22 protein-coding genes are annotated in these 21,324 nt (G+C 54.6%); 13 read left to right on the top strand and 9 right to left on the bottom strand.

What is annotated here, in order from left to right; translation table 11 throughout:
• Positions 1–85: 85 nt before the first annotated feature.
• Complete coding sequence (locus tag GO984_RS17760; RefSeq protein ID WP_167740411.1) at positions 86–1,771, bottom strand: acyl-CoA dehydrogenase family protein; 1,686 nt, start codon at positions 1,769–1,771, stop codon at positions 86–88.
• Positions 1,772–1,915: 144 nt separating this feature from the next.
• Here GO984_RS17760 and GO984_RS17755 point away from each other — a divergent pair, with 144 nt between their 5' ends.
• The 3 genes from GO984_RS17755 (at position 1,916) to GO984_RS17745 (ending at position 4,104) form a co-directional block, all read left to right on the top strand.
• A complete protein-coding gene (locus tag GO984_RS17755) occupies positions 1,916–2,683 on the top strand; it encodes a sulfite exporter TauE/SafE family protein (RefSeq protein WP_157023948.1) in 768 nt (255 codons plus the stop codon).
• 10 nt (positions 2,684–2,693) lie between these two features.
• Entirely contained in the window at positions 2,694–3,590 is an 897-nt protein-coding gene (locus GO984_RS17750) for a cation diffusion facilitator family transporter (RefSeq protein ID WP_157024048.1), read from the top strand.
• Between the two features lie 85 nt (positions 3,591–3,675).
• A complete protein-coding gene (locus GO984_RS17745) occupies positions 3,676–4,104 on the top strand; it encodes a GFA family protein (RefSeq protein ID WP_157023947.1) in 429 nt (142 codons plus the stop codon).
• Positions 4,105–4,167: 63 nt separating this feature from the next.
• Here GO984_RS17745 and GO984_RS17740 read toward each other — a convergent pair whose 3' ends face one another.
• The gene (locus GO984_RS17740) at positions 4,168–5,766 is read right to left on the bottom strand and encodes a phosphoenolpyruvate carboxykinase (RefSeq protein WP_138163882.1); all 1,599 of its coding nucleotides are present in this window, start codon (positions 5,764–5,766) and stop codon (positions 4,168–4,170) included.
• 336 nt (positions 5,767–6,102) lie between these two features.
• Here GO984_RS17740 and GO984_RS17735 point away from each other — a divergent pair, with 336 nt between their 5' ends.
• Genes GO984_RS17735 through GO984_RS17705 form a run of 7 tightly spaced genes read left to right on the top strand, consistent with a single transcriptional unit; the run spans position 6,103 to position 11,492 of the window.
• Positions 6,103–6,810: a response regulator transcription factor gene (locus GO984_RS17735; RefSeq protein WP_138163883.1), complete on the top strand. Its 708-nt coding sequence runs from the start codon at positions 6,103–6,105 to the stop codon at positions 6,808–6,810.
• 33 nt (positions 6,811–6,843) lie between these two features.
• On the top strand, positions 6,844–8,556 hold the full coding sequence (locus GO984_RS17730; protein ID WP_157023946.1) for a sensor histidine kinase: 1,713 nt from the start codon (positions 6,844–6,846) through the stop codon (positions 8,554–8,556).
• A 9-nt stretch (positions 8,557–8,565) separates the two neighbouring features.
• Positions 8,566–9,009 (top strand): HPr kinase/phosphatase C-terminal domain-containing protein, encoded by a 444-nt coding sequence (locus tag GO984_RS17725; protein ID WP_167740402.1) that lies wholly within the window; start codon positions 8,566–8,568, stop codon positions 9,007–9,009.
• A gap of 10 nt (positions 9,010–9,019) precedes the next feature.
• The gene (rapZ, locus tag GO984_RS17720; protein ID WP_425339661.1) at positions 9,020–9,868 is read left to right on the top strand and encodes an RNase adapter RapZ; all 849 of its coding nucleotides are present in this window, start codon (positions 9,020–9,022) and stop codon (positions 9,866–9,868) included.
• Between the two features lie 15 nt (positions 9,869–9,883).
• Positions 9,884–10,291, top strand: a complete 408-nt coding sequence (locus tag GO984_RS17715; protein ID WP_138163887.1) for a PTS sugar transporter subunit IIA — start codon at positions 9,884–9,886, stop codon at positions 10,289–10,291.
• The gene (locus tag GO984_RS17710; protein WP_138163888.1) at positions 10,292–10,561 is read left to right on the top strand and encodes an HPr family phosphocarrier protein; all 270 of its coding nucleotides are present in this window, start codon (positions 10,292–10,294) and stop codon (positions 10,559–10,561) included. It begins immediately after the preceding gene.
• A 19-nt stretch (positions 10,562–10,580) separates the two neighbouring features.
• Positions 10,581–11,492: a lysophospholipid acyltransferase family protein gene (locus GO984_RS17705; RefSeq protein WP_157023944.1), complete on the top strand. Its 912-nt coding sequence runs from the start codon at positions 10,581–10,583 to the stop codon at positions 11,490–11,492.
• 114 nt (positions 11,493–11,606) lie between these two features.
• On the opposite strand, the gene GO984_RS17700 is transcribed toward GO984_RS17705, so the two are convergent.
• Positions 11,607–12,482, bottom strand: a complete 876-nt coding sequence (locus GO984_RS17700; RefSeq protein WP_157023943.1) for a 3-hydroxybutyryl-CoA dehydrogenase — start codon at positions 12,480–12,482, stop codon at positions 11,607–11,609.
• Positions 12,483–12,638: 156 nt separating this feature from the next.
• Here GO984_RS17700 and GO984_RS17695 point away from each other — a divergent pair, with 156 nt between their 5' ends.
• Positions 12,639–13,475 carry a DUF6473 family protein gene (locus tag GO984_RS17695; RefSeq protein WP_157023942.1) on the top strand — a complete coding sequence of 279 codons (837 nt, stop codon included), beginning with the start codon at positions 12,639–12,641 and terminating at the stop codon, positions 13,473–13,475.
• A 101-nt stretch (positions 13,476–13,576) separates the two neighbouring features.
• On the opposite strand, the gene GO984_RS17690 is transcribed toward GO984_RS17695, so the two are convergent.
• The 6 genes from GO984_RS17690 to GO984_RS17665 form a co-directional block, all read right to left on the bottom strand.
• On the bottom strand, positions 13,577–14,506 hold the full coding sequence (locus GO984_RS17690; RefSeq protein ID WP_138163892.1) for an electron transfer flavoprotein subunit alpha/FixB family protein: 930 nt from the start codon (positions 14,504–14,506) through the stop codon (positions 13,577–13,579).
• Positions 14,506–15,264, bottom strand: a complete 759-nt coding sequence (locus tag GO984_RS17685; RefSeq protein WP_157023941.1) for an electron transfer flavoprotein subunit beta/FixA family protein — start codon at positions 15,262–15,264, stop codon at positions 14,506–14,508. Before GO984_RS17685 ends, GO984_RS17690 begins: the two co-directional genes overlap by 1 nt.
• Positions 15,265–15,461: 197 nt before the next feature.
• Positions 15,462–16,034, bottom strand: a complete 573-nt coding sequence (locus tag GO984_RS17680; protein ID WP_157023940.1) for a cob(I)yrinic acid a,c-diamide adenosyltransferase — start codon at positions 16,032–16,034, stop codon at positions 15,462–15,464.
• Positions 16,035–16,036: 2 nt separating this feature from the next.
• Positions 16,037–16,243, bottom strand: a complete 207-nt coding sequence (locus GO984_RS17675) for a twin transmembrane helix small protein (protein ID WP_138163895.1) — start codon at positions 16,241–16,243, stop codon at positions 16,037–16,039.
• A 71-nt stretch (positions 16,244–16,314) separates the two neighbouring features.
• Positions 16,315–17,148 carry an SDR family NAD(P)-dependent oxidoreductase gene (locus GO984_RS17670; RefSeq protein ID WP_157023939.1) on the bottom strand — a complete coding sequence of 278 codons (834 nt, stop codon included), beginning with the start codon at positions 17,146–17,148 and terminating at the stop codon, positions 16,315–16,317.
• 51 nt (positions 17,149–17,199) lie between these two features.
• Positions 17,200–17,835: an SH3 domain-containing protein gene (locus tag GO984_RS17665; protein ID WP_157023938.1), complete on the bottom strand. Its 636-nt coding sequence runs from the start codon at positions 17,833–17,835 to the stop codon at positions 17,200–17,202.
• Between the two features lie 236 nt (positions 17,836–18,071).
• On the opposite strand from GO984_RS17665, the gene parC reads away from it, so the two are divergent.
• Together parC and GO984_RS17655 are read left to right on the top strand one after the other, a co-directional pair.
• On the top strand, positions 18,072–20,420 hold the full coding sequence (gene parC, locus GO984_RS17660) for a DNA topoisomerase IV subunit A (protein WP_157023937.1): 2,349 nt from the start codon (positions 18,072–18,074) through the stop codon (positions 20,418–20,420).
• A gap of 120 nt (positions 20,421–20,540) precedes the next feature.
• The gene (locus GO984_RS17655; RefSeq protein WP_157023936.1) at positions 20,541–21,116 is read left to right on the top strand and encodes a hypothetical protein; all 576 of its coding nucleotides are present in this window, start codon (positions 20,541–20,543) and stop codon (positions 21,114–21,116) included.
• The last annotated feature ends 208 nt before the right edge of the window (positions 21,117–21,324 follow it).

Raw genomic sequence — 21,324 nt, 5'->3', positions numbered from 1 at the left:
TGGCCAGAAAATTATGAGGCAACAAAAAAACGCCCGGCGCAAAGGCCGGGCAGATTGGGGAGATCCCCGGGGAGTGTCTTGGGAGCTAGGCGAGAAGACGGCGCGCGATAACCTGTGCCTGAATTTCGGCGGCCCCTTCAAAGATGTTGAGAATTCGGGCGTCACAGAGCACCCGAGAAATTTTGTATTCCAGCGCAAACCCGTTGCCGCCGTGGATCTGCAAGCCGTTGTCAGCGGCGGCCCATGCAACGCGGGCACCAAGTAATTTGGCCATGCCTGCCTCTAGATCACAACGATGGCCGTGGTCCTTTTCCCAAGCAGAAAAATAGGTCAACTGGCGGGCGACCATGATTTCAACGGCCATCATCGCCAGTTTTCCGGATACGCGGGGGAAGTTGATCAATGACTTACCAAACTGTTTGCGGTCCACAGCATATTGCATGCTGATATCCAGCGCCGATTGGGCCACACCGATGGCACGGGCAGCAGTCTGGATGCGGGCGGATTCAAAGGTTTCCATCAGCTGTTTAAAGCCTTTGCCTTCTTCGCCACCCAGCAGGTTTTCACCTTTGACCTGAAACCCGTCAAAGCCCAGTTCGTATTCCTTCATGCCGCGATAGCCCAAGACCTCAATTTCGCCACCGGTCATGCCTTCGGTTGGGAAGGGGGTCTCTTCGGATCCTGGGGTCTTTTCCGCCAAGAACATCGAAAGTCCGCGGTGGTCAGTGCTGTCCGGGTTTGTACGGGCCAGCAGGGTCATCACATGGGTGCGGGCGGCATGGGTGATCCATGTCTTGTTGCCGGTAATGGTATAGTCCCCAGCCTCACCCTTGATTGCGCGGGTGCGCAACGATCCTAGGTCAGACCCAGTGTTTGGTTCAGTGAACACAGCCGTGGGCAGGATTTCTCCGCTTGAGATCTTAGGCAGCCAATTGGCTTTTTGCTCGTCGGTGCCGCCGCAAATGATCAGCTCAGCCGCGATTTCGCTACGGGTGCCAAGACTGCCAACACCGATATAGCCGCGCGAGAGTTCTTCGGAGACCACCACCATTGATGCTTTAGACAGGCCAAGCCCGCCGTATTCTTCTGGGATGGTCAAACCAAAGACGCCCATCTCGGCCAGCTCTTCGATGATTTCCATCGGGATCAGTTCATCCTTGAGGTGCCAATCATGGGCATGTGGCTCGACCCGTTCGCTGGCAAAGCGGCGGAACTGCTCGCGGATCATTTCCAATTCGTCGTCGAGACCGGTGGCACCAGTTGTCAGGTTGGCAGCCTGTTCCTGCATCAGCTCGACGAGCCGGGTCCGGGCTGCTTGGGTGTTGCCACCCTGCGTTAGCGTCATGATCGCGGGCTCCATCAACGCACGCATGTCGTCTTGGCTCAGCCCCATATCCTGCAGGCGCACCACTTCGCCCTGATTCATCTGAATGCCGCCGTAGATCTGCCAGAGGTATTCACCAAAGGCGATTTGGTGGAGCAGTTGTTCGACTTCGCCAAATTTACCTTCGCCCTGAAGCCTCTCTGCCCATTTTTGCATTTGCTGCAGGCTCTGGTGATAGGTCGCTAGCCAGGACAATCCATGCGCTGCGGTCTGGTTCTCTTCGATCAACCGCCCGGACACACGCCCGTTTTCGCTGACCATGTTGCGTACTGCGATCCGGGCGGCTTCGAACACTTTTTCAACAGGGGGAAGTGCCGCGGCGGTTTGCGTAAGCAGGTCGGAAATAAGGGTCGAGGTCATGTGCAGGTCCTGTCCGTACTGGGCGATCAAACGCAAATTGGGTGTTGTCGTTGGTGGTAATTACTTTGCAGTTGCAGCGCAACAAAAATGCGCTGCACTGCGGCATTTTGGAGTAATATTGCGTTTCAAATTTGAGGATGCGGCTTTTTCCAGATGTGATAGAGGAAGTCTATGGAGACATTATTTCTGCTGATTTCCCCCCTTCAACTGGTTGCCGCCGTTGGTGTTGCTTTGCTTGCAGGCGTGATCAAGGGCATGGTTGGCTTTGGTATGCCGATGATCTTGATCTCAGGGCTTAGTATGTTCCTTAGCCCTGAACTGGCGCTGGCAGGGCTGATCCTTGCGACAGTCGCTAGCAATGGAATTCAGGCACTCCGTCAGGGCTGGATTGCTGCATGGCACTCGGTTCAGCGGTTTCAGGTGTTCTTGCTGGTTGGGCTGGTGTTTCTGGTGTCCAGTGCGCAGTTGGTCCGGCTGTTGCCAGCACAGGTTCTGCTGTTGGTTCTGGGGGTGCCCATTACGGTTTTTGCTTTCCTGCAACTATCTGGGTTTCGGTTTCACTTGCAAAAGCCATCAACTAGAATCGAGGCAGCGGTGGGCGCATTTGCCGGTTTTATCGGTGGGTTGTCCGGCGTTTGGGGGCCGCCGACTGTGGCCTACCTGACAGCATTGGATACGCCCAAGGGGGAACACATTCGGGTTCAGGGTGTGATCTATGGTCTGGGTGCAGTGGCCTTGCTCGTGGCGCATACTGGATCCGGCGTTTTGCGTGCGGAAACCCTGCCGCTGTCGTTGGCGTTGTTACCTCCGGCGATGTTGGGCATGTGGGTAGGCGTGCGTTGGCATGACAGCATTGATCAGGCAACTTTCCGCAAGGCGACGCTGGTTGTACTGGCCGTCGCAGGGTTGAACCTGGTACGGCGCGGAGTGTTTGGATGAAGCTTTCGGGATGTTGAAATCGGTTTCAGCTGAACGTTTGGCAATTGGTTCAATTGCCGTCTCGCTGTTGGTGCTGGGGCTCAAACTCTTGGCCTGGTGGGTGACCGGGTCTGTGGCCCTGTATTCGGACGCACTGGAATCGCTGGTCAATGTCGGCGGTGCTGCTCTGGCATTGGTTGCGGTGTGGTACGCCCAGTTGCCGGCCGACAGTGGCCACCCCTATGGGCATCACAAGGCCGAGTATTTTTCTGCTGTGGCAGAGGGTATCATGATTGTGGTAGCCGCGCTGTTGATCGTCCATCAGGCGCTGGAAGTCCTGTGGGCGCCGGACCTAAGTGATCTTGGTCCGCTCGGCCTTTTGGTGAATGGCGCCGCGATGCTGATCAATCTGGGCTGGGCGAGGGTTTTGATTGTCTGGGCAGGCAGACATCATTCTCCAGCGCTGGCGGCAAGCGGCCGCCATCTTATGAGTGATGTCTGGACCTCGGTTGGGGTGCTTGGCGGGCTGATTGTGGCCTTGCTGACCGGTTGGGCCGTTTTGGATCCCGTTCTGGCAATTATTGTGGCACTGAATATACTGAGAGAGGGCGTCATCGTCATTAGCTCATCCGTGGGTGGGTTAATGGATTCAGCCGCTGAACCAGGCGAGCAGTTGCAAATCGAAAAGGTCATACACAGGGCGGCCAATGGTGCGCTTCAGATCCATGACATTCGCACCCGACGTGCGGGGCAGGCGCTGTTTGTGGAGTTCCACATGGTGGTGTCCGGCGCGATGACTGTAGCGGCATCACATGAGATCTGCGATCGGATCGAGGCAGCGCTACAGGCGGAGATTTCTGGAATTCACGCAACGATCCATGTCGAACCAGACAACAAACTGGAACCAGTTGGCATAAACCCTAGTTAATAGACCTTCCCATGTGTTTTCATCTTGGCCGTGGATGCCGCGGCCAGAGTGGATTGTAAAAGGTTCTGTGCTCTGGGGGAGAGAAATGGATAAAGTTCAAAAGGGACAATGTTTTTGTGGCGCCGTTGCGATTGAAGTAACGGGAGACCCCGAAGCAATGGGGTATTGTCACTGTGCGTCGTGCCGGTCGTGGTCTGCAGGTCCGGTTAATGCGTTTACTTTGTGGAAGCCAGATGCTGTCGCTGTGACCCACGGGGAACAACACCTGACCACATTTGAGAAAACAGAAAGCAGTCAACGCCAGTTCTGCCGTCTATGCGGGGGGCATGTGATGACCGGTCACAAGGGCTTTGGCTTGGTTGACGTCTATGCGGCGACGATACCAACGCAAAAGTTTGAGCCGGGCGTACATGTAAATTATGCTGAAACGGTTTTACCCATCAAAGACGGATTGCCCAAGATGCGCGATTTTCCTGCTGAGCTGGGCGGTAGCGGAGACTTGATGCCAGAATAGATACTGGTCCCGAAACGCAAAAGGCCCCGGATTTCCGGGGCCTTTTGACGTGCTTCAGCGATATCAGCTGATTGCGGCAGCTTTTACGTCGTCGTCGATGTAGGGCAGGTACTGGGTGAAATTGTCCGAGAACATTTGTACCAGCTTGGCGGCCTGCGTGTCATAGGCCGCCTGATCGTCCCAGGTCCGGCGCGGGTCCAGCAGAACCTCGGCCACACCGGGTACAGAGACAGGGACGTCAAAACCAAAGTTGCTGTCCTTGCGGAATTCCACCTCAGCCAGTGATCCGTCCAGCGCAGCGCTCAGCAGGGCGCGGGTAGCGCGGATTGGCATACGCGAACCGATGCCATAAGCGCCGCCAGTCCAGCCGGTGTTGACCAGCCAGCATGTAGCGCCATGCTGGGCGATCTTTTCGCGCAGCAGGTTGCCATAGGCTTCGGGGCGGCGCGGCATGAAGGGGGCACCAAAGCAGGTAGAGAATGTCGGCTCTGGCTCGGTCACTCCGCGTTCGGTGCCAGCCACCTTGGAGGTAAAGCCGGACAGAAAGTGATACATGGCCTGCGCTGGTGTCAGACGGGCAATCGGGGGCAGAACACCAAAGGCATCACAGGTTAGCATGATGATATTCTTGGGGTGACCGCCCATCGCGGTTTTCGACGCGTTGGCGATATACTCCAACGGGTACGCGCAGCGCATGTTGGCTGTCAGGCTGTCGTCCTCAAAATCCAGTTCCTTGGTTTCCTCGTCGAACACCATGTTTTCAATCACGGTGCCAAACTTGGACGTGGTGGCGTAGATTTCGGGCTCAGCTTCAGGGTTCAGGCTGATGGTCTTGGCATAGCAGCCCCCTTCGAAGTTGAAGGTGCCGTTGTCGGACCAGCCGTGTTCGTCATCCCCGATCAGGGTGCGTTCTGGATCTGCTGACAGGGTGGTCTTGCCGGTGCCGGACAGGCCAAAGAACACGGCGGAATCAACCGGGTTGCCAGTGGCGTGGTTGGCCGAGCAGTGCATCGGCATGATGCCTTTTTCGGGCAGCAGGTAGTTCAGCAGGGTGAAAACGGACTTTTTGTTTTCTCCAGCATATTCGGTGCCGCCGATCAGGATCAACTTGCGATCGAAATTCATCGCAATCACAGTTTCACTGCGACAGTTGTGTTTGGCCGGGTCCGCCTGAAAACTTGGGCAGTTGATAACGGTGAAGTCCGACACAAATTCATTCAGGTCTTCGCGGTCGGGGCGACGCAGTAGATGGCGGATAAACAGGTTGTGCCAGGCCAACTCGGTCACCATGCGGACATTGATCGAATGGGCTGGGTCTGCGCCACCAACCAGATCCTGTACGAAATAGTCGCGACCCTTCATGTGTTCCAGCATGTCGGCATATAGCGCGTCAAAGCCTTCGGGCGACATTGCGGCGTTGTTGTCCCACCAAATGGTGTCTTCGACACTTGCGGTTTTCACCACATGCTTATCCTTGGGCGAGCGACCGGTAAACTTACCTGTGGTGACCAAAAAGGCGCCACCTTTGCCCAGGGTGCCTTCGCCGCGCTTTAGCGCAGCCTCGACCAATGCAGGCTCCATGAAGTTGTAATAGACATGTCCCAGACCCTCGATGCCCTGATCTTCGAGGCGGAATTGCGGGTTAACCCGTCCTAATGTCATATGTTCTTTCTCCTATGGCGGCGCGGGCGTCACTGGAGAACGCATCGTGCCGTGGGGCAATGGAAACGGCTAAGGGCCGATGGCCGTGTCCTTAACATGTTGGTTTGGGGCGTGAACAGGACGGTTTGGCGCAGTTAGCGCCATCAAGCCAATGTTTACGCAACCATTGCTTTTTAGGCAGGTGGCTGGGCGTTGTTCAGAGGATCCTAAGATATTTTTGTCTCAATTAAGACGCAAGATTGCCTCGATTCGTTAATGGGGATTGATTCGGACAGGCAGAACAGCGATGAATAGGGCAAAAAAACAGGCAGTTCAGAGCAGATTAGGGGCACACAGATGTCAAAGATTGCATTGGTTGACGATGACAGGAATATCCTGACTTCCGTCTCGATGACCCTCGAAGCCGAAGGTTTTGAGGTTGAAACATACAACGATGGACAGGCCGCGCTAGACGCGTTCAATAAGAAACTGCCGGATATGGCGGTGTTGGATATCAAAATGCCCCGTATGGACGGTATGGATCTGCTACAGCGGCTGCGGCAAAAATCACAGATGCCTGTAATCTTCCTCACCTCCAAGGACGATGAAATCGACGAGGTTCTTGGCCTGCGAATGGGAGCTGACGATTACGTCAAAAAGCCATTCTCGCAACGCTTGCTGGTCGAGCGCATTCGTGCGCTGTTGCGGCGCCAAGAGGCGATCAAAGGGGATGCCGAAGGCGACACTCCTGTAGCTGAGACCAAGGTGATGGAGCGTGGCGAACTGCGCATGGACCCATTGCGCCACTCGGTCAGCTGGAAGGGCAAGGATGTTTCGCTGACTGTAACCGAATTTTTGTTGCTGCAGGCTCTGGCGCAACGTCCCGGGTTCGTCAAAAGTCGTGACCAGCTGATGGATGTCGCCTATGATGACCAAGTCTATGTGGACGATCGGACTATTGATAGCCATATCAAACGGTTGCGCAAAAAGATGCGAAGTGCTGATGCAGATTTTTCGGCAATTGAGACGCTGTATGGTATCGGATACCGGTATAACGAAGACTAAGCGACCTCTTATGGTCTTGGTGGAAGGGCGCTAATGCGCGACACGGGTATGACACAGAACCAGCACGATGGTGATGTTGTTCTGGGCGACGATTGGGTCGCTCCGGAACACACTGTTGCGCAGGAAATGCAGGCCAAGCGGGCCCGCCGTAGGCTGTTTTCCTTAAAGGGATCACCGCTTACGCGCAAAATTATTACCTTTAATCTGGTTGCGCTGTTCATCCTGGTATTGGGTGTTCTCTACCTGGATTCTTCACGTCAAAGCCTGGTTTTGCAACGTGCCGGTGCCCTAGTTGGTGAAGCCCGTTTGATCGCTGATGTGTTTGAGGCTCAACTCTCGGCGAGTGATACCGAAAGCCTGTCCGCAGGCGATGGCATTGATACGGACAATACTCTGGCAGGGTTAAGCCTGCGCTCTGGGGTTGAAGTCTATGTTTTTGATGCTGCTGAAAATTTGATTGGCCAAACCAAGGGTGACTCGGTCAACGAAGCGCTGGAAGATCACTTGATTGGCGGTCAAACAGGAACGACATTGATCAGTGACGGGCTGTTGGCGCTGTGGTCCGTCTTGGAGCGTATTTTGCCGTCTGGTCCTGCGGCCGAACATGACACCCTGGTAAATCAGCTGAGCAGCATGGTTCCCCGCACTTTGTCAGATGGGACCAAAATCGAATCCATTGTTGATACTGCCGGTGGCACAGTATTCACGGCTGTGACGCCCATTTTGCGGCAGGGTCAGCCGATTGGGGTGGTTGCAGTGGCGTCCCCGACTGGCGAAATCGATGCTTTTGTTCGCAACGAGCGAGAGCGTGTTTTTCAGATGTTTGTTGTTGCATTGCTGGTTTCCGTTGGCCTGTCGCTGGTGCTGGCGTCAACCATAGCCAACCCACTAGCCGATCTGGCTGAAGCCGCCGAGCTTGGCCGTGACCGTGATTCTCGCAAAGTCCAGCCGGGTCGCATCCGTATTCCGGATCTGTCTGCCCGCCCGGATGAAATCGGTCGCCTTAGCCGTGCCCTTCGCGGCATGGTCAAAGCCCTATATAGCCGCATCGACAGCAACGAGCAGTTTGCAGCCGATGTTGCGCATGAAATCAAGAACCCCCTTGCCAGCTTGCAATCGGCGGTTGGCACAATGCGGATTGTCAAGCGTGACGATCAACGCGAAAAACTACTGGAAGTGATCGAACATGACGTGCGGCGTTTGGATCGGCTGGTCAGTGATATTTCCAATGCCTCTCGACTGGATGCCGAGCTGGTGAAGGAAGAAGAAGAGTACTTTGACCTGCTGGTTATGCTGGGCAATCTGAACCAATACTTGGGTGAAGATGCGCGCGGCAAAGGTATCGACTATATTACCGATCTGGCCGAAGGCCCGATCATGATCACCGGGCTAGAAGCACGGTTGGCGCAGGTGTTTGTCAACCTGATCACCAATGCGATTTCCTTTTGTGACGAAGGGGATGCAATTCGGGTCTGGGCACGACGGCGGGCAAATCGTGTGCTTGTCGTAGTTGAAGACACTGGTCCGGGCATCCCGGATCAGGCGCTTAGCAAGATTTTCAAGCGGTTCTACTCCCAACGACCAGAAGAACATTTCGGCAATAACTCAGGTCTTGGCTTGGCGATTTCCAAACAAATTGTCGAAGCCCATGGCGGCGTGGTCTGGGCCGAAAATATTCGCCCAACTGAAATGGACCTCACGTCGGAACCCCTGGGTGCTCGGTTTGTTGTTGGATTGCCGGTCTAGGATGTGAATGTGGGCGACGGACAAGATCTGTGCCTGCATGCGTCCTGTGTCACGCTGAATGGCCGTGGCTTGCTGATTCGCGGTGGATCTGGCAGCGGAAAATCGACACTTTCGTTGGAGCTGATGGCGTTGGGTGCAACTCTGGTTGCGGATGATAAAGTGTTGCTGTCGGTGGAAGATGAAAAGCTCGTTGCTCGGGCGCCCTCTGTGCTTGTCGGATTGATAGAGGCGCGCGGACTGGGGCTTTTGCAAGCTGAGTATTGTCAGCGGTCTGTTGTTTGCGCGGTGATTGATATGGACAGGGTTGAGAAAGATCGATTGCCTGTCTCTCTCAATACCGAAATCCTAGGTCAGGAAGTGACATTGTTGCGCAGGTTTGATGCTGCGCATATGGCACCGGCTCTGCTACAATATCTCAAGCGTGGACGGCGGAATCCAGATGCAGGAACATAATGAAACTTTGATGCCATTGGTATTGGTGACAGGCCCATCCGGTGCAGGGCGGTCCAGTGCTATCAATGTGCTTGAGGATCTGGGCTTTGAGGCAATTGACAATCTACCGCTGAGGTTATTGCCGCGTCTTGTGATCAGTGAAGAAATAAAGTCGCCAATTGCACTGGGGTTGGATAGTCGGAATCGAGATTTTTCAACTGAAGCGCTGTTGGATCTGATCGCTGTGTTGGAAGGGTATCAACACGCGCAACTCACTGTTTTGTATTTGGATGCACGGCCGGAAGTGCTGTTGCGTCGGTATTCCGAAACCCGACGTCGCCACCCTCTCGCTCCCGCTGAAACGCCCGAGATCGGTGTGAAACGGGAGCTCGACCTGATGCGGCCAATCCGCGAGCGAGCGGACTTGTTGCTCGATACTTCAGATCTAAATGTGCATCAGTTGAAGGCTGAGATCGAACATTGGTTTGCCCCTGGCGGACGGTCGCTTGCGCTCTCGGTGCAAAGTTTTTCATACAAACGGGGCATCCCACACAGTGTCGATATGGTATTTGATTGCCGATTCCTGACGAACCCCTATTGGCAGGAGAAACTACGCAGTCTGAATGGGCGCGATTCGGCTGTGCAGGCACATGTGATGAATGATCCGCGGTATGGTGAATTCTTCGATCGGGTGCTGGGGCTGACAAGAATGTTGTTGCCTGCGTATCGCGAAGAAGGCAAATCCCACCTGTCGATTGCCTTTGGTTGTACCGGAGGACAACATCGATCAGTGACTTTGGCAGAAACACTGGCCAAAGCCCTTGCAGAAGATGGCCAGCAGGTGTCAATTAGACATCGCGAGCTGCAAGGCCAGCAGTAGAACGGAGAGGCCGGATTGATCGGGATTGTGATAGTTGCGCATGGCGGGTTGGCTAGGGAGTACCTGGCCGCTGTGGAGCATGTTGTCGGTGAACAACCGTCTTTGAAAGCTATTTCCATAGGTCCCGATGATGATCGGGATGCCAAACAGCAAGAGATCTGTACGGCGGCAAATACGGTGGACAGCGGCGCTGGAGTGGTCGTGGTCACTGACTTGTTTGGCGGTTCGCCCTCGAACCTTAGCTTGCGGGCCTGTGCCCCGAACAATCGTAGGATTCTGTACGGCGCAAATTTGCCGTTGCTGATTAAGCTTGCGAAATCCCGGCATTTGCCCGTAGCGGATGCCGTGCGCCAGGCAATGGAAGCTGGCAAAAAGTATATTAATTCGCAAAACATCAGCCCCGAAGGGGAGCAATCGATTTAGATGACGCAAAAAACACTTAAAATTGTGAACGAAAAAGGGCTGCATGCCCGCGCTTCGGCCAGACTGGTTGAAGTGGTTGAAGGGTTCGATGCCAGTGCTGAGGTGTCGCGTGATGGATTGTCAGCTTCTGGTGACAGCATCATGGGGCTTTTGATGTTGGCAGCCTCAAAAGGAACGACTATTGACGTCGAGACTTCAGGGCCAGACAGCGATGCATTGGCACATGCCCTGGAGACTTTGGTGGCTGACAAGTTTGGCGAAGGTTTCTGAGGCCCAGGCCGAGTTATAGATGAACAGGAATACGATAGTGGCGGACACCGCTCAGGATAGGGACAGCGACCGCACTACGGAAGCGGAGCAACAGGTCGGCGAGGTCTATGACCGTCGCGCATTGACCTATGCCAACTCCTTTGATGACCGCTGGACGTCGCTGGCAATCCGATGCATCGAATGGCTGACTGGCAAATTGACCATACTCCGTATGGTCAAAAAGTTTGAGAAACAAAACGCAGAGTTTCGTGGGCAGAAATTCTGGCGCGGTGCACTGAACATTATGGGGATTGAGTTAGAGACCCCTGCAGAACAGCTGCGCAACATTCCAACGGATGGTCCTGTGGTGGTAGTTGCCAATCATCCGCACGGCATGGTCGATGGAATGATTTTTGCTGATCTGGTTGGGCGGGTACGCCAAGACTATCGCATCCTGACCCGTTCGGTTTTGACCGGGCTGGATGAAGCCGCGACCTCATTCATGATTCCAGTCCCGTTTCCACATGACCCGGATGTGCAGAGCAAGATGGTCGAAATGCGCGCAAAAGCGATGGCACATTTGAAAGAGGGCGGCGTCGTGGCGTTGTTTCCCTCTGGCGTGGTGATGTCATCCGAGAGCTGGTTTGGTCCCGCGCAAGAAGCTGAGTGGAATGTGTTCACTGCTCAGCTGATCCGCCGATCAGGCGCGCGCGTTGTTCCTATATTTTTTCCCGGCAGCAATTCCCGTGCCTATCAGATTGCCAACAGAATTTCGGCAATACTGCGTCAAGGGCTCTTGCTGCATGAGATTGTTCGATCCTGCCACAAACCGCAGGCCCCCGTGGTCGGTGAGCTGCTAAGCGACGAGCAAATGGAGCGCCTAAGCAGCGATCCTCGCGGCTTTATGGCATGGTTACGGCAGCATACCTTGTCTTTGGGTGATAAAGACTGAAGTTGTCTTGATCGTGATTTGGGTCAAGACAACGTGTAGGTTGCTAGATCTCTGTGCAGCGAAACTCTAGAGCGTTGCAGCTCCAGAGTAGTTTTTGAATTGAGTTCTAAAAGCCTAGCGGGTGGGGACGGGTGTCTCGCCGCGGTAGTCATAAAACCCACGCTGGGTCTTGCGCCCAAGCCAGCCGGCCTCAACATATTTTGTAAGCAGCGGACAGGGGCGGTACTTGGTATCTGCCAGCCCGTCGTGCAAAACGTTCATAATTGCCAGGCAGGTGTCCAGGCCAATAAAGTCAGCCAGCTCCAGTGGTCCCATCGGATGATTGGCGCCAAGCTTCATGGACAGATCAATTGACTGGACCGAACCAACGCCTTCGTAGAGGGTATAGACCGCCTCGTTAATCATCGGCATTAAAATGCGATTGACGATGAAGGCAGGGAAATCTTCGGCACTTGCGGCGGTTTTGCCAAGCCGTTCAACTACAGCATGACAGGCGGCATAAGTGTCCTGATCGGTGGCGATACCGCGAATCAGCTCTACAAGCTGCATCACTGGAACCGGGTTCATGAAGTGAAAGCCCATAAACCGTTCGGGCCGGTCAGTCCGAGACGCAAGCCGGGTGATCGAAATCGACGAAGTATTTGAGGTCAAGATCGTATGCGGCTGCAGATGTGGTAGCAATTCGTCAAAAATTGCTTGCTTGACCGCTTCACGCTCGGTGGCCGCTTCGATTACCAAATCGGTCTTGCCAACATCGGCCAGCGTTAGCGTAGATGTGATCCGAGCCATTGCTGTGCTCATTGCATCGGAGGTTATTTTTTCCTTGCTCACCTGACGTGTCAGGTTCTTTTCGATCGCAACAATCGCGCTGTCCAGGGCTTCTTGGCTAACATCGTTTAGCACAACATCATAGCCAGCCAGAGCCATCACATGCGCAATTCCATTGCCCATCTGTCCTGCACCGATGATGCCGATTTTTTGAATGATCATGGCTTTGGCCTTTCGGGTTGCCTGCGGCCAGACCATACCGATGGGGCCGTGCCGGTTACAAGTCAGATCGCACCGAATTTAAGCAAATTTTCACATTAGCTTTTTGGAAAGGGACTCGGTTCAAAGTGATCCACGGGTGAAAATTTGGTGGGTAGTATGAGCTACGAACAGACAGGCGCAATGGCGCTTTTGGATGAGCCGTGCCGCTATGGCACGTCGAAATTATTGGTAAGAGGGCCGCGTCGGGATCTGGATTCGCCATATTTGGCGTTTATGGGTGGAACCGAAGTTTATGGCCGATATGTTAAACAACCTTTTGTTGCCCAGCTGGAAAATACGCTAGGGCAAACCTGTGTTAATCTGGGCAGCGTGAACGCAGGTCTTGATAGTTTCGTGCAGGACGAGGCGCTGATGTCGTTGGCGCGTGACGCGGACATAACTGTGTTGCAGGTCTTGGGGGCGCAAAACCTTTCTAACAGGTTGTACAGGGTCCACCCCAGACGCAATGACCGGTTTCTGCAGGCGAGCGAAACGCTAAGCAAGCTGTACAGCGAGGTGGATTTTACCGACTACCATTTCAACAAACACTTGTTGACAGGATTGGAAGCCTGTTCGGCTGAGCGTTTTGAGGCGGTACGCGCAGAATTACAGACTGCGTGGGTTAAGCGGATGAGCAGTATGATTGAAACGCTGGAAGGCCGCGTTGTACTACTCTGGTTGCGCTATGACCTAGGGCAGGGTGTTGATGGCGGCGTTGCGTTGGGACAAGAACCGGCGTTGGTTGACCGCCCAATGGTTGATGCGCTGCGCTCAATGGTAAAGGCCGTGATTGAAGTACCGGTTCAAACCGCGGGTGGGGCTGATGATATCGATGGAATGGTGCTTGGCCAAATGGATCTTCCGACAGCGGGGCATATGATTGGCCCGATGGAGCATATGCGCATCGCCAATGCCGCGTCCGATGGGCTGCGCCGGGTTTTGACGGCGGAATAATGCGGCCAAAACATTGACCAAAACAACAATGGCCCGCTGTTCAATCAGCGGGCCATTGCTTTTGTAGGTAGGGTGCGTGCTGGCACGCACCTTTGGGGCAGTTAGCCCAGTTTTTCAGTCAATTCCGGAACCGCCTGGAACAGGTCAGCCACCAGACCAAAATCAGCGACCTGGAAAATAGGTGCTTCTTCGTCTTTGTTGATGGCGACGATGATCTTGGAGTCTTTCATGCCGGCCAGGTGCTGGATCGCACCCGAGATGCCAACTGCGACATAGAGGTCCGGTGCGACCACCTTACCTGTCTGACCCACTTGCCAGTCATTTGGTGCATAACCAGAATCAACCGCAGCACGCGAGGCACCAACCGCGGCGCCTAGCTTGTCGGCCAGAGCTTCGATCAGTTTGAAGTCATCCTCTGACCCAACACCACGACCACCGGATACAACCACACCAGCCGAGGTCAGCTCGGGGCGGTCGCTTGCGGCAACCTTGTCTTCAACCCATTCGGACAGGCCAGGGTTTTCAGCGGCACCAATGGTTTCAACCGAGGCAGAACCGCCATCGCCAGCTGCGTCAAAGGTTGATGTCCGGAAGGAAATAACCTTTTTGGCATCAGATGATTTGACGGTCTGAATGGCGTTGCCCGCATAGATCGGGCGCTCGAATGTGTTGCCATCGACAACACCTGAAACATCCGACAGCACCATCACATCCAGCAGGGCCGCGACGCGCGGCAGCACGTTTTTGGCATCAGTCGTGGCCGGAGCAACGATGTGCTCGTAGTCGCCAGCCAAACCGGCGATCAGCGCCGCAGTGGGTTCCGCCAGGCGGTGGCCCAGAGATGCATCTTCGGCAACCAGAACTTTGGCCACACCAGCGATTTTTGCAGCTTCGTCGCCAGCAGCAGCGGCGGCAGCACCGGCGCAGAGCACGGTAATATCACCGAGTGAACCGGCTGCGGTCACAGCTTTGGCGGTGGCATCCAGCGCCAACGCGCCGTCGGTCACTTCAGCAAGGAGAAGAACAGCCATTACACAGCCCCCGCTTCTTTGAGTTTCTCAACCAGTTCGTCAACCGAACCTACGATGATACCAGCGGCGCGGGCGTCTGGTTCGGTGGTCGAAACAATTTCCAGACGCGGGGTGACATCAACGCCGTAATCTTCGGCGGTTTTGGCATCTAGCGGCTTTTTCTTGGCCTTCATGATGTTTGGAAGGCTCGCGTAACGCGGCTCGTTCAGGCGCAGGTCAACGGTGACAATGGCGGGCATCGCAACTTTGATGGTCTGCAAGCCGCCGTCTACTTCGCGGGTCACAACAGCGCTATCACCGTCGATGTCCAGCTCAGAGGCAAAAGTACCCTGCGACCAGCCCAGCAGAGCCGACAGCATCTGACCAGTGGCGTTCATGTCGTTGTCGATCGCCTGCTTACCGGCCAAAACCAGTCCGGGCTGCTCTTCCTGGACCACTTTAGCCAGGATCTTGGCAACGGCCAGAGGCTCGATGTCGGTTTGCACGTCGTCTGCAGCAACAACCAGAATGGCGCGATCTGCACCCATGGCTAGTGCAGTGCGCAGGGTCTCCTGAGCCTGTTTAACACCGATCGAGACCGCAATAATCTCGTCTGCCTTCCCAGCCTCTTTTAGGCGGATGGCCTCTTCGACGGCAATCTCGTCAAATGGGTTCATCGACATTTTAACATTGGCGAGATCGACACCGCTTCCGTCCGCTTTCACACGAACCTTCACGTTGTAATCAATCACGCGTTTGACAGGCACAAGTACCTTCATTTGGCGTCTCTCCTTAACAAACGGCAAGTCGGCGGGCGACTCCCCTTCATGCTTATGCGGTGTTGATACCGGCTGTATTGCCAGCATAACAGGGCAAAATCGTCACGTTTTCTATCACCGACGTCGCGTTTGGTGGTTTGGATCAACATCTTTGCAAGAATGTTGCGCATCGGAAATCTTTGATCGGCGGTCTCTGGCTACCGGTTCGCTCCTGGAACCCACAGCACATCGTCTGCTCCGTTGTCGTTTGCCACGCGCGCAGCAACAAAAAACCAATCGGATAAACGGTTCAGATACTTCACTGCAGCTGGGTTGATCTCTTCACTGCTGGCCAAGTCGGTGGCCAGACGTTCGGCACGTCTTGCCACTGTGCGACAGACATGGAGATGTGCAGAGAGGGCGGACCCACCGGGCAGCACAAAGCTGCGCAAGGGACTCAGGTCCTTGTTCATCGCATCGATTTCGGATTCTAACCGGTCAATCTGTGCGGTCACCATGCGAAGTGGCGGGTACTCTGCTTTGGCATCCTGGTCCATTTCCGGGCGACATAAATCAGCACCCAGATCGAACAGATCATTCTGGATGCGCATCAAAGCGGCATCCATTTCATTGTCGGCCTGCAAACGTGCAACCCCGACAAATGCGTTCAGCTCGTCTGATGTACCATAGGCGTTTACGCGGGCGGCATGTTTGGCGACGCGCTCTCCGTTGCCAAGCGCTGTATCCCCTTTGTCGCCAGTGCGGGTGTAAATCTTGTTCAGAACCACCATGGTTATTGGCCTCCCTGGCCTTTCAAATAGGCATAGGCAAGGATCAAAAGCACCGCAATGAACTGAAGCAGAATGCGCAGTCGCATCATCTTGTTGCTGTACTTGGCGTTGAACTCGCCACCTTTGCCGTATCCGGCAATTCCGATGATTAACACCAAAACGACCGAAATGATTGCTGCAACAACCAGATAAAAGAGTGGATCAGCCATTATACCCTCGTAGTCCGTTAATCTCCTAATCTTGGTCTAGCCTGCGTGTAGATGGAAAGCGACCGGGTTTTTTAGCGCAGCCGCGCCAGAATGCGATCGGTGGCACGGGTGGTGAGGATACGTCTTAGAAAGCCGCCAATATGAGTTGGAGTTGTGACGTAATACCGCGGGCGCGGGCGGCGCGATTCGCAGGCATGAATCAGTTTTGCCGTCACGGCGGAAGCAGGCAATTCAAAGGTGTCGGGCCCATCGCTGTGATACAGGCGCTTTAACAGGCTGCTTTCGTATTGCGTACGCAGAGCTGAATTTTTCCAATCAACAAAGCGCTCAAAATGTGGGATGGAATTCACCCGAATTTTTGAAGTCACCGGGCCGGGCTCGATCAATACCACTTTGATGCCGCTGTCACGCAGCTCAAGCCGCAGGGTGTCGGCCATACCTTCAATGGCGTATTTGGTTGCGACATAGGCGCCTCGCCAAGGAAACGCGACAAGCCCCAGAATCGACGAGTTTTGCACGATACGGCCGTGTCCTTGTTGCCGCATCACGGGAATCACTTGTCGGGTCAATTCGTGCCAACCAAAGAAGTTGGCCTCGAAAATGGCCCTCAGACCGTCCGTTGGCAGATCTTCAACCGCGCCGGGCAAACCGTGCGCTCCGTTGTTAAACAGCGCGTCCAGTGTGCCACCAGTGGAGGTCAGAACGTTTTGTAAGCCAGCTGTGATGGTTTCTGGCTGGGTATAATCGATCAAAGGGCTGTCAAAGCCTTCGGCTCGCATTCGGTCGCAGTCACGCTGTTGGCGGCAGGATGCAAATACGGTCCAGCCGCGATCCCGCATGCCACGTGCGGCATCCAGGCCAATCCCAGAGGAACAGCCAGTAATCAGAATGGTTTTTTGCGTCATGTCTCGCTGCTCAAAGTCGCCGGGGTCCTTGTTTTGCCCCGTTTATGGACGCTACTTGCTGATCAAGGAAGCTGCAATCCATCCGACTTGTTCGCTGTCGACGACGCGCAGCTTTAACCAGCCAGTGCCGTTATCATCGATGACCGCTACAGATGCGTTGCGGTTGAGTTGCGTGACGACGGGGTAAACGGTGCCAGGCCCGTCCCGCATATTGACACGTGTTGCAGTTACAATGCGCAGATCTTCCGTGGTTTCAACGGGAGGCTCAAGTGGGATAAAAGCGGTTGGCTCAACCTCGTCGGAGGTTAGCGGCATCAACCCACCATCAAGCGACGCCAGTTGCAAACCGGGAGTCGTAGGCTGAAGTCCGTTGGTACCCAGCTCTATCTTAAACGCGTCGCCAACAGCCGCAATTTGAGCCAGGGCGACCTCGGATCGTAAGTTGGGGTTCGCAGTAGGGCGATCGGGAAAGGTGCGGGCTTCGCGATTTGTGCGAGTTTGCAGCACAGGGCGACGCACGGGTGTTGTGACCAGAGAAGCTGCCGTCACCTGAGGTTTGGCAACGGGCTCGATCTTAGCAACCTCGATGGGTTCTGGCTTTATTGGCGGCACAAAGTCGCGGCCACCGCTCAACTCGTAGAACGACCAACCCATGAACAAAAACGATACCATTACAAAGCGCGACATGGCGCCATCCCCCGACAATTGTGGACATGAGAAAATTGCTAAATGAATGCTATGTACAAAGCTCTGACTGCAGAATGTCAGGGTTCTAATACTAGTGCAGATCAGCGGTAAGAAAATAGGGGAGATACTGCGTGTTTCTCCCCCAATTGTTGCCAGTTGATCCACAAAGGTCCGATAAAGCAGGAATTTCACGCCAGCCGCTTTACCAACTTGGGTCGGGCAAGTATCACCAATGTATGACCGATTTGGTAGACCACACCGATGTGCCGTCCTCTCCTGAAGGGGGCGAGATCCTGGAACCGCTGCGCCGAGCGATTGGCGAGCGCTATCTGACCTATGCGCTAAGCACTATCATGCACCGTGCGTTGCCGGATGCGCGCGACGGGCTAAAGCCTGTGCATCGACGAATCCTCTATGCGATGAGTCGACTCCGGTTGACCTCATCCGGCGGGTTCCTGAAGTCTGCCAAGATTTCAGGCGATACCATGGGGGATTTCCACCCGCATGGGGATGCGGCGATCTATGACGCGATGGCGCGTTTGGCGCAGGACTTCAATGTCCGCTATCCGCTGGTTGATGGCCAAGGTAACTTTGGCAATATCGACGGCGATAACCCGGCCGCATCGCGTTACACCGAGGCACGGATGACCTTTATCGCCGAGGCGATGTTGGAAGGTCTATCTGAAAATGCGGTGGATTTTCGCGATAACTATGATGGTCGACTGACCGAACCGGCTGTTTTGCCGGCAACTTTCCCTAATATTCTTGCCAACGGATCGTCAGGCATTGCTGTGGGCATGGCGACCAATATCCCGCCGCATAACATTGCCGAACTGATCGACGCCTGCCTGCACCTGATTAAAACTCCGGATGCGCGCGACGACACCCTGCTGAACCATGTGCCTGGGCCGGATTTTCCAACTGGCGGTATCATCGTCGAGCCACCAGAAAATATTGCCCAGGCCTATCGCACTGGCCGTGGGTCGTTCCGGTTGCGCTGTAAATACGAAGTTGAGGATCTGGGGCGTGGTCAATGGCAGATCGTGGTCACCGAGATCCCGTATCAGGTGCAGAAATCCAAGCTGATCGAAAAAATCGCTGAGCTTATCCAAACCAAGAAAGTGCCGATTCTTGGCGATATCCGCGACGAATCAGCCGAAGACATCCGGGTGGTGCTGGAACCGCGGTCCAAGAACGTCGATCCCGAAGTGCTGATGAACATGATGTACCGCAGCTCAGATCTTGAGGTGCGGTTCTCACTCAACATGAACGTGTTGATCGATGGGGTCACCCCCAAGGTTTGTTCTATGAAAGAGGTGCTGCGCGCCTTTTTGGATCATCGGCGTGATGTGTTGCAACGTCGGTCACGACACCGAATGGACAAGATCGATCACCGGTTGGAGGTCTTGGCAGGCTTTATCATCGCCTTCCTCAATCTTGATCGGGTCATCGAAATCATCCGTTATGATGATGATCCCAAAGCAGCGCTGATGCGCGAAAATTGGGACCTGGATCACCCGCGTGCGCTGACCGAAGCAGAATATGTCTCGCCAGTGTACGGTAAGGGGGAGCTGACCGAGGTGCAGGCCGAGGCAATTTTGAACATGCGGTTGCGTTCGTTGCGTCGCTTGGAAGAGATCGAATTGGTTCGCGAACGCGATGCACTACGTGAAGAACGCGCTGAACTGGTAGAATTGCTGGGGTCAGAAGAGCTGCAGTGGTCTCGTATTTCTGCGCAACTGAAAGAGACCAAGAAACAGTTCGGGAAAAATTATGAAGGTGGCGCCCGCCGCACGATGTTTGCCGAAGCTGGCGAGGTTGAAGAAGTCCCGCTAGAGGCAATGATCGACCGTGAACCTATAACGGTGGTGTGCAGTCAAATGGGCTGGATCCGGGCAATGACCGGCCATATCGATCTGAATCGTGAACTCAAATTCAAAGACGGTGATGGCCCGCGGTTCGTCTTTCATGCTGAAACCACCGACCGGTTACTGGCCTTTGGCAGCAATGGCCGTTTCTACACGATCAGTGCCGCCAACCTGCCAGGTGGGCGGGGCATGGGGGAACCGCTGCGACTAATTGTTGACCTGCCCAACGAAGTTGAACTTGTTGAGCTGTTCATTCACCAGCCCGAGGGCAAGCTGCTGGTTGCCTCGTCTGTCGGCAATGGCTTCATCTGTGCCGAAAAAGAAATTGTGGCCCAGACGCGCAGTGGCAAACAGGTGCTGAATGTCAAAGGTGATGATCGCGCCAAGATCTGTGTGCCGGTGATCGGTGATCACGTTGCCGTGGTGTCCGAAAACGGAAAATTCTTGGTGTTCTCTGTTGAAGAAATGCCTGATTTGAACCGTGGCAAAGGCGTGCGCCTGCAAAAGTACAATATGGCGCGCGGCAAACAGGGGTCTCTGGAGTTGGACGGTGGGTTGAGTGATGTCACCACGTTTAATTGGGACAGCGGCCTGACCTGGGAAATGGGTGGGGGTAAAACTCGTCATGAGCAGGACCTTAGCCAGTGGCTGGGGAAACGTGCCGGAGTAGGCAAGCGTCCGCCTTATGGCTTTCCGCGGTCGTACAAATTCGACTGAAATCAGGCTGAAACCTGTGACCCCAGTGCCACCTGTGCTGGGGGAGATGCCTCTTATGCTTTACCAGACACATAGTAGCAGTCTATCTGGTCAGAACTTTTTCTGAAAAGAGACCCAATTATGATCCGACTTATTGCTTTTCTGGCGTCCCTTTCGCTGCTGACAGCCTGTGGTGAAACCTTAATGGATGAGGCGCAGGAGGATCTGGGCGCGTTCAAAATGCGTGTCGGCTATATCTATACCGACAAGGCATTACAGTGGCCACTGTCACGCAACGCGGAAGGATCTGATTGGAATGCTGATTTGCAGAATGCTCTTGATACGCGGTTGCGGCGCTACGAGGGCACGCAGGAATACGATGTAGCGATCACTCTAGAAGGTTTCATGTTGGCTCCTGCTGGGGTTCCCATTGTCTTGTCTCCCAAGAGTGTCGCGGTGGTGAACGTTTTTGTTTATGATGTTGCGGGGCAGGAATACTTGGCCAAGAAGCACCAGATGGAGATCTTCGAAAGTACCACCGGTGAAAGTGCACTCCTAGGATCGGGACACAGCCGTACCAAAGAAGAACAGATTGCGGGTCTCTCTCTGAACATCGTTGATGCTGTCGAAGAGTGGATAGCTGAGCAACATCTGGAAAGTGGCTGGTTCGATGAACGCGTAGAGAACGTTGAAGAAGACCCCGCAGCCCCCAGCTAAGCACCGGTCAAACAACTGTCATCAAAGTTTCAATTACGATCTGCTTGATTTCTGTGCGCAAAGGCAATATGTCGCGCGCGATAATGATCCGGGTCGGTTGTCGATCCTCCTACTAAAAGGGCGCCTAGATTATGGCTAAGGAAAAGTTCGAACGTACCAAACCACACGTCAACATCGGCACCATCGGCCACGTTGACCACGGCAAAAC

This window comes from Parasedimentitalea huanghaiensis, from assembly GCF_009753675.1.
Lineage (GTDB): Bacteria > Pseudomonadota > Alphaproteobacteria > Rhodobacterales > Rhodobacteraceae > Parasedimentitalea > Parasedimentitalea huanghaiensis.
The sequence above is the reverse complement of the archived record's forward strand: the minus strand, read 5'-3'. Positions and strand labels throughout refer to the sequence as shown.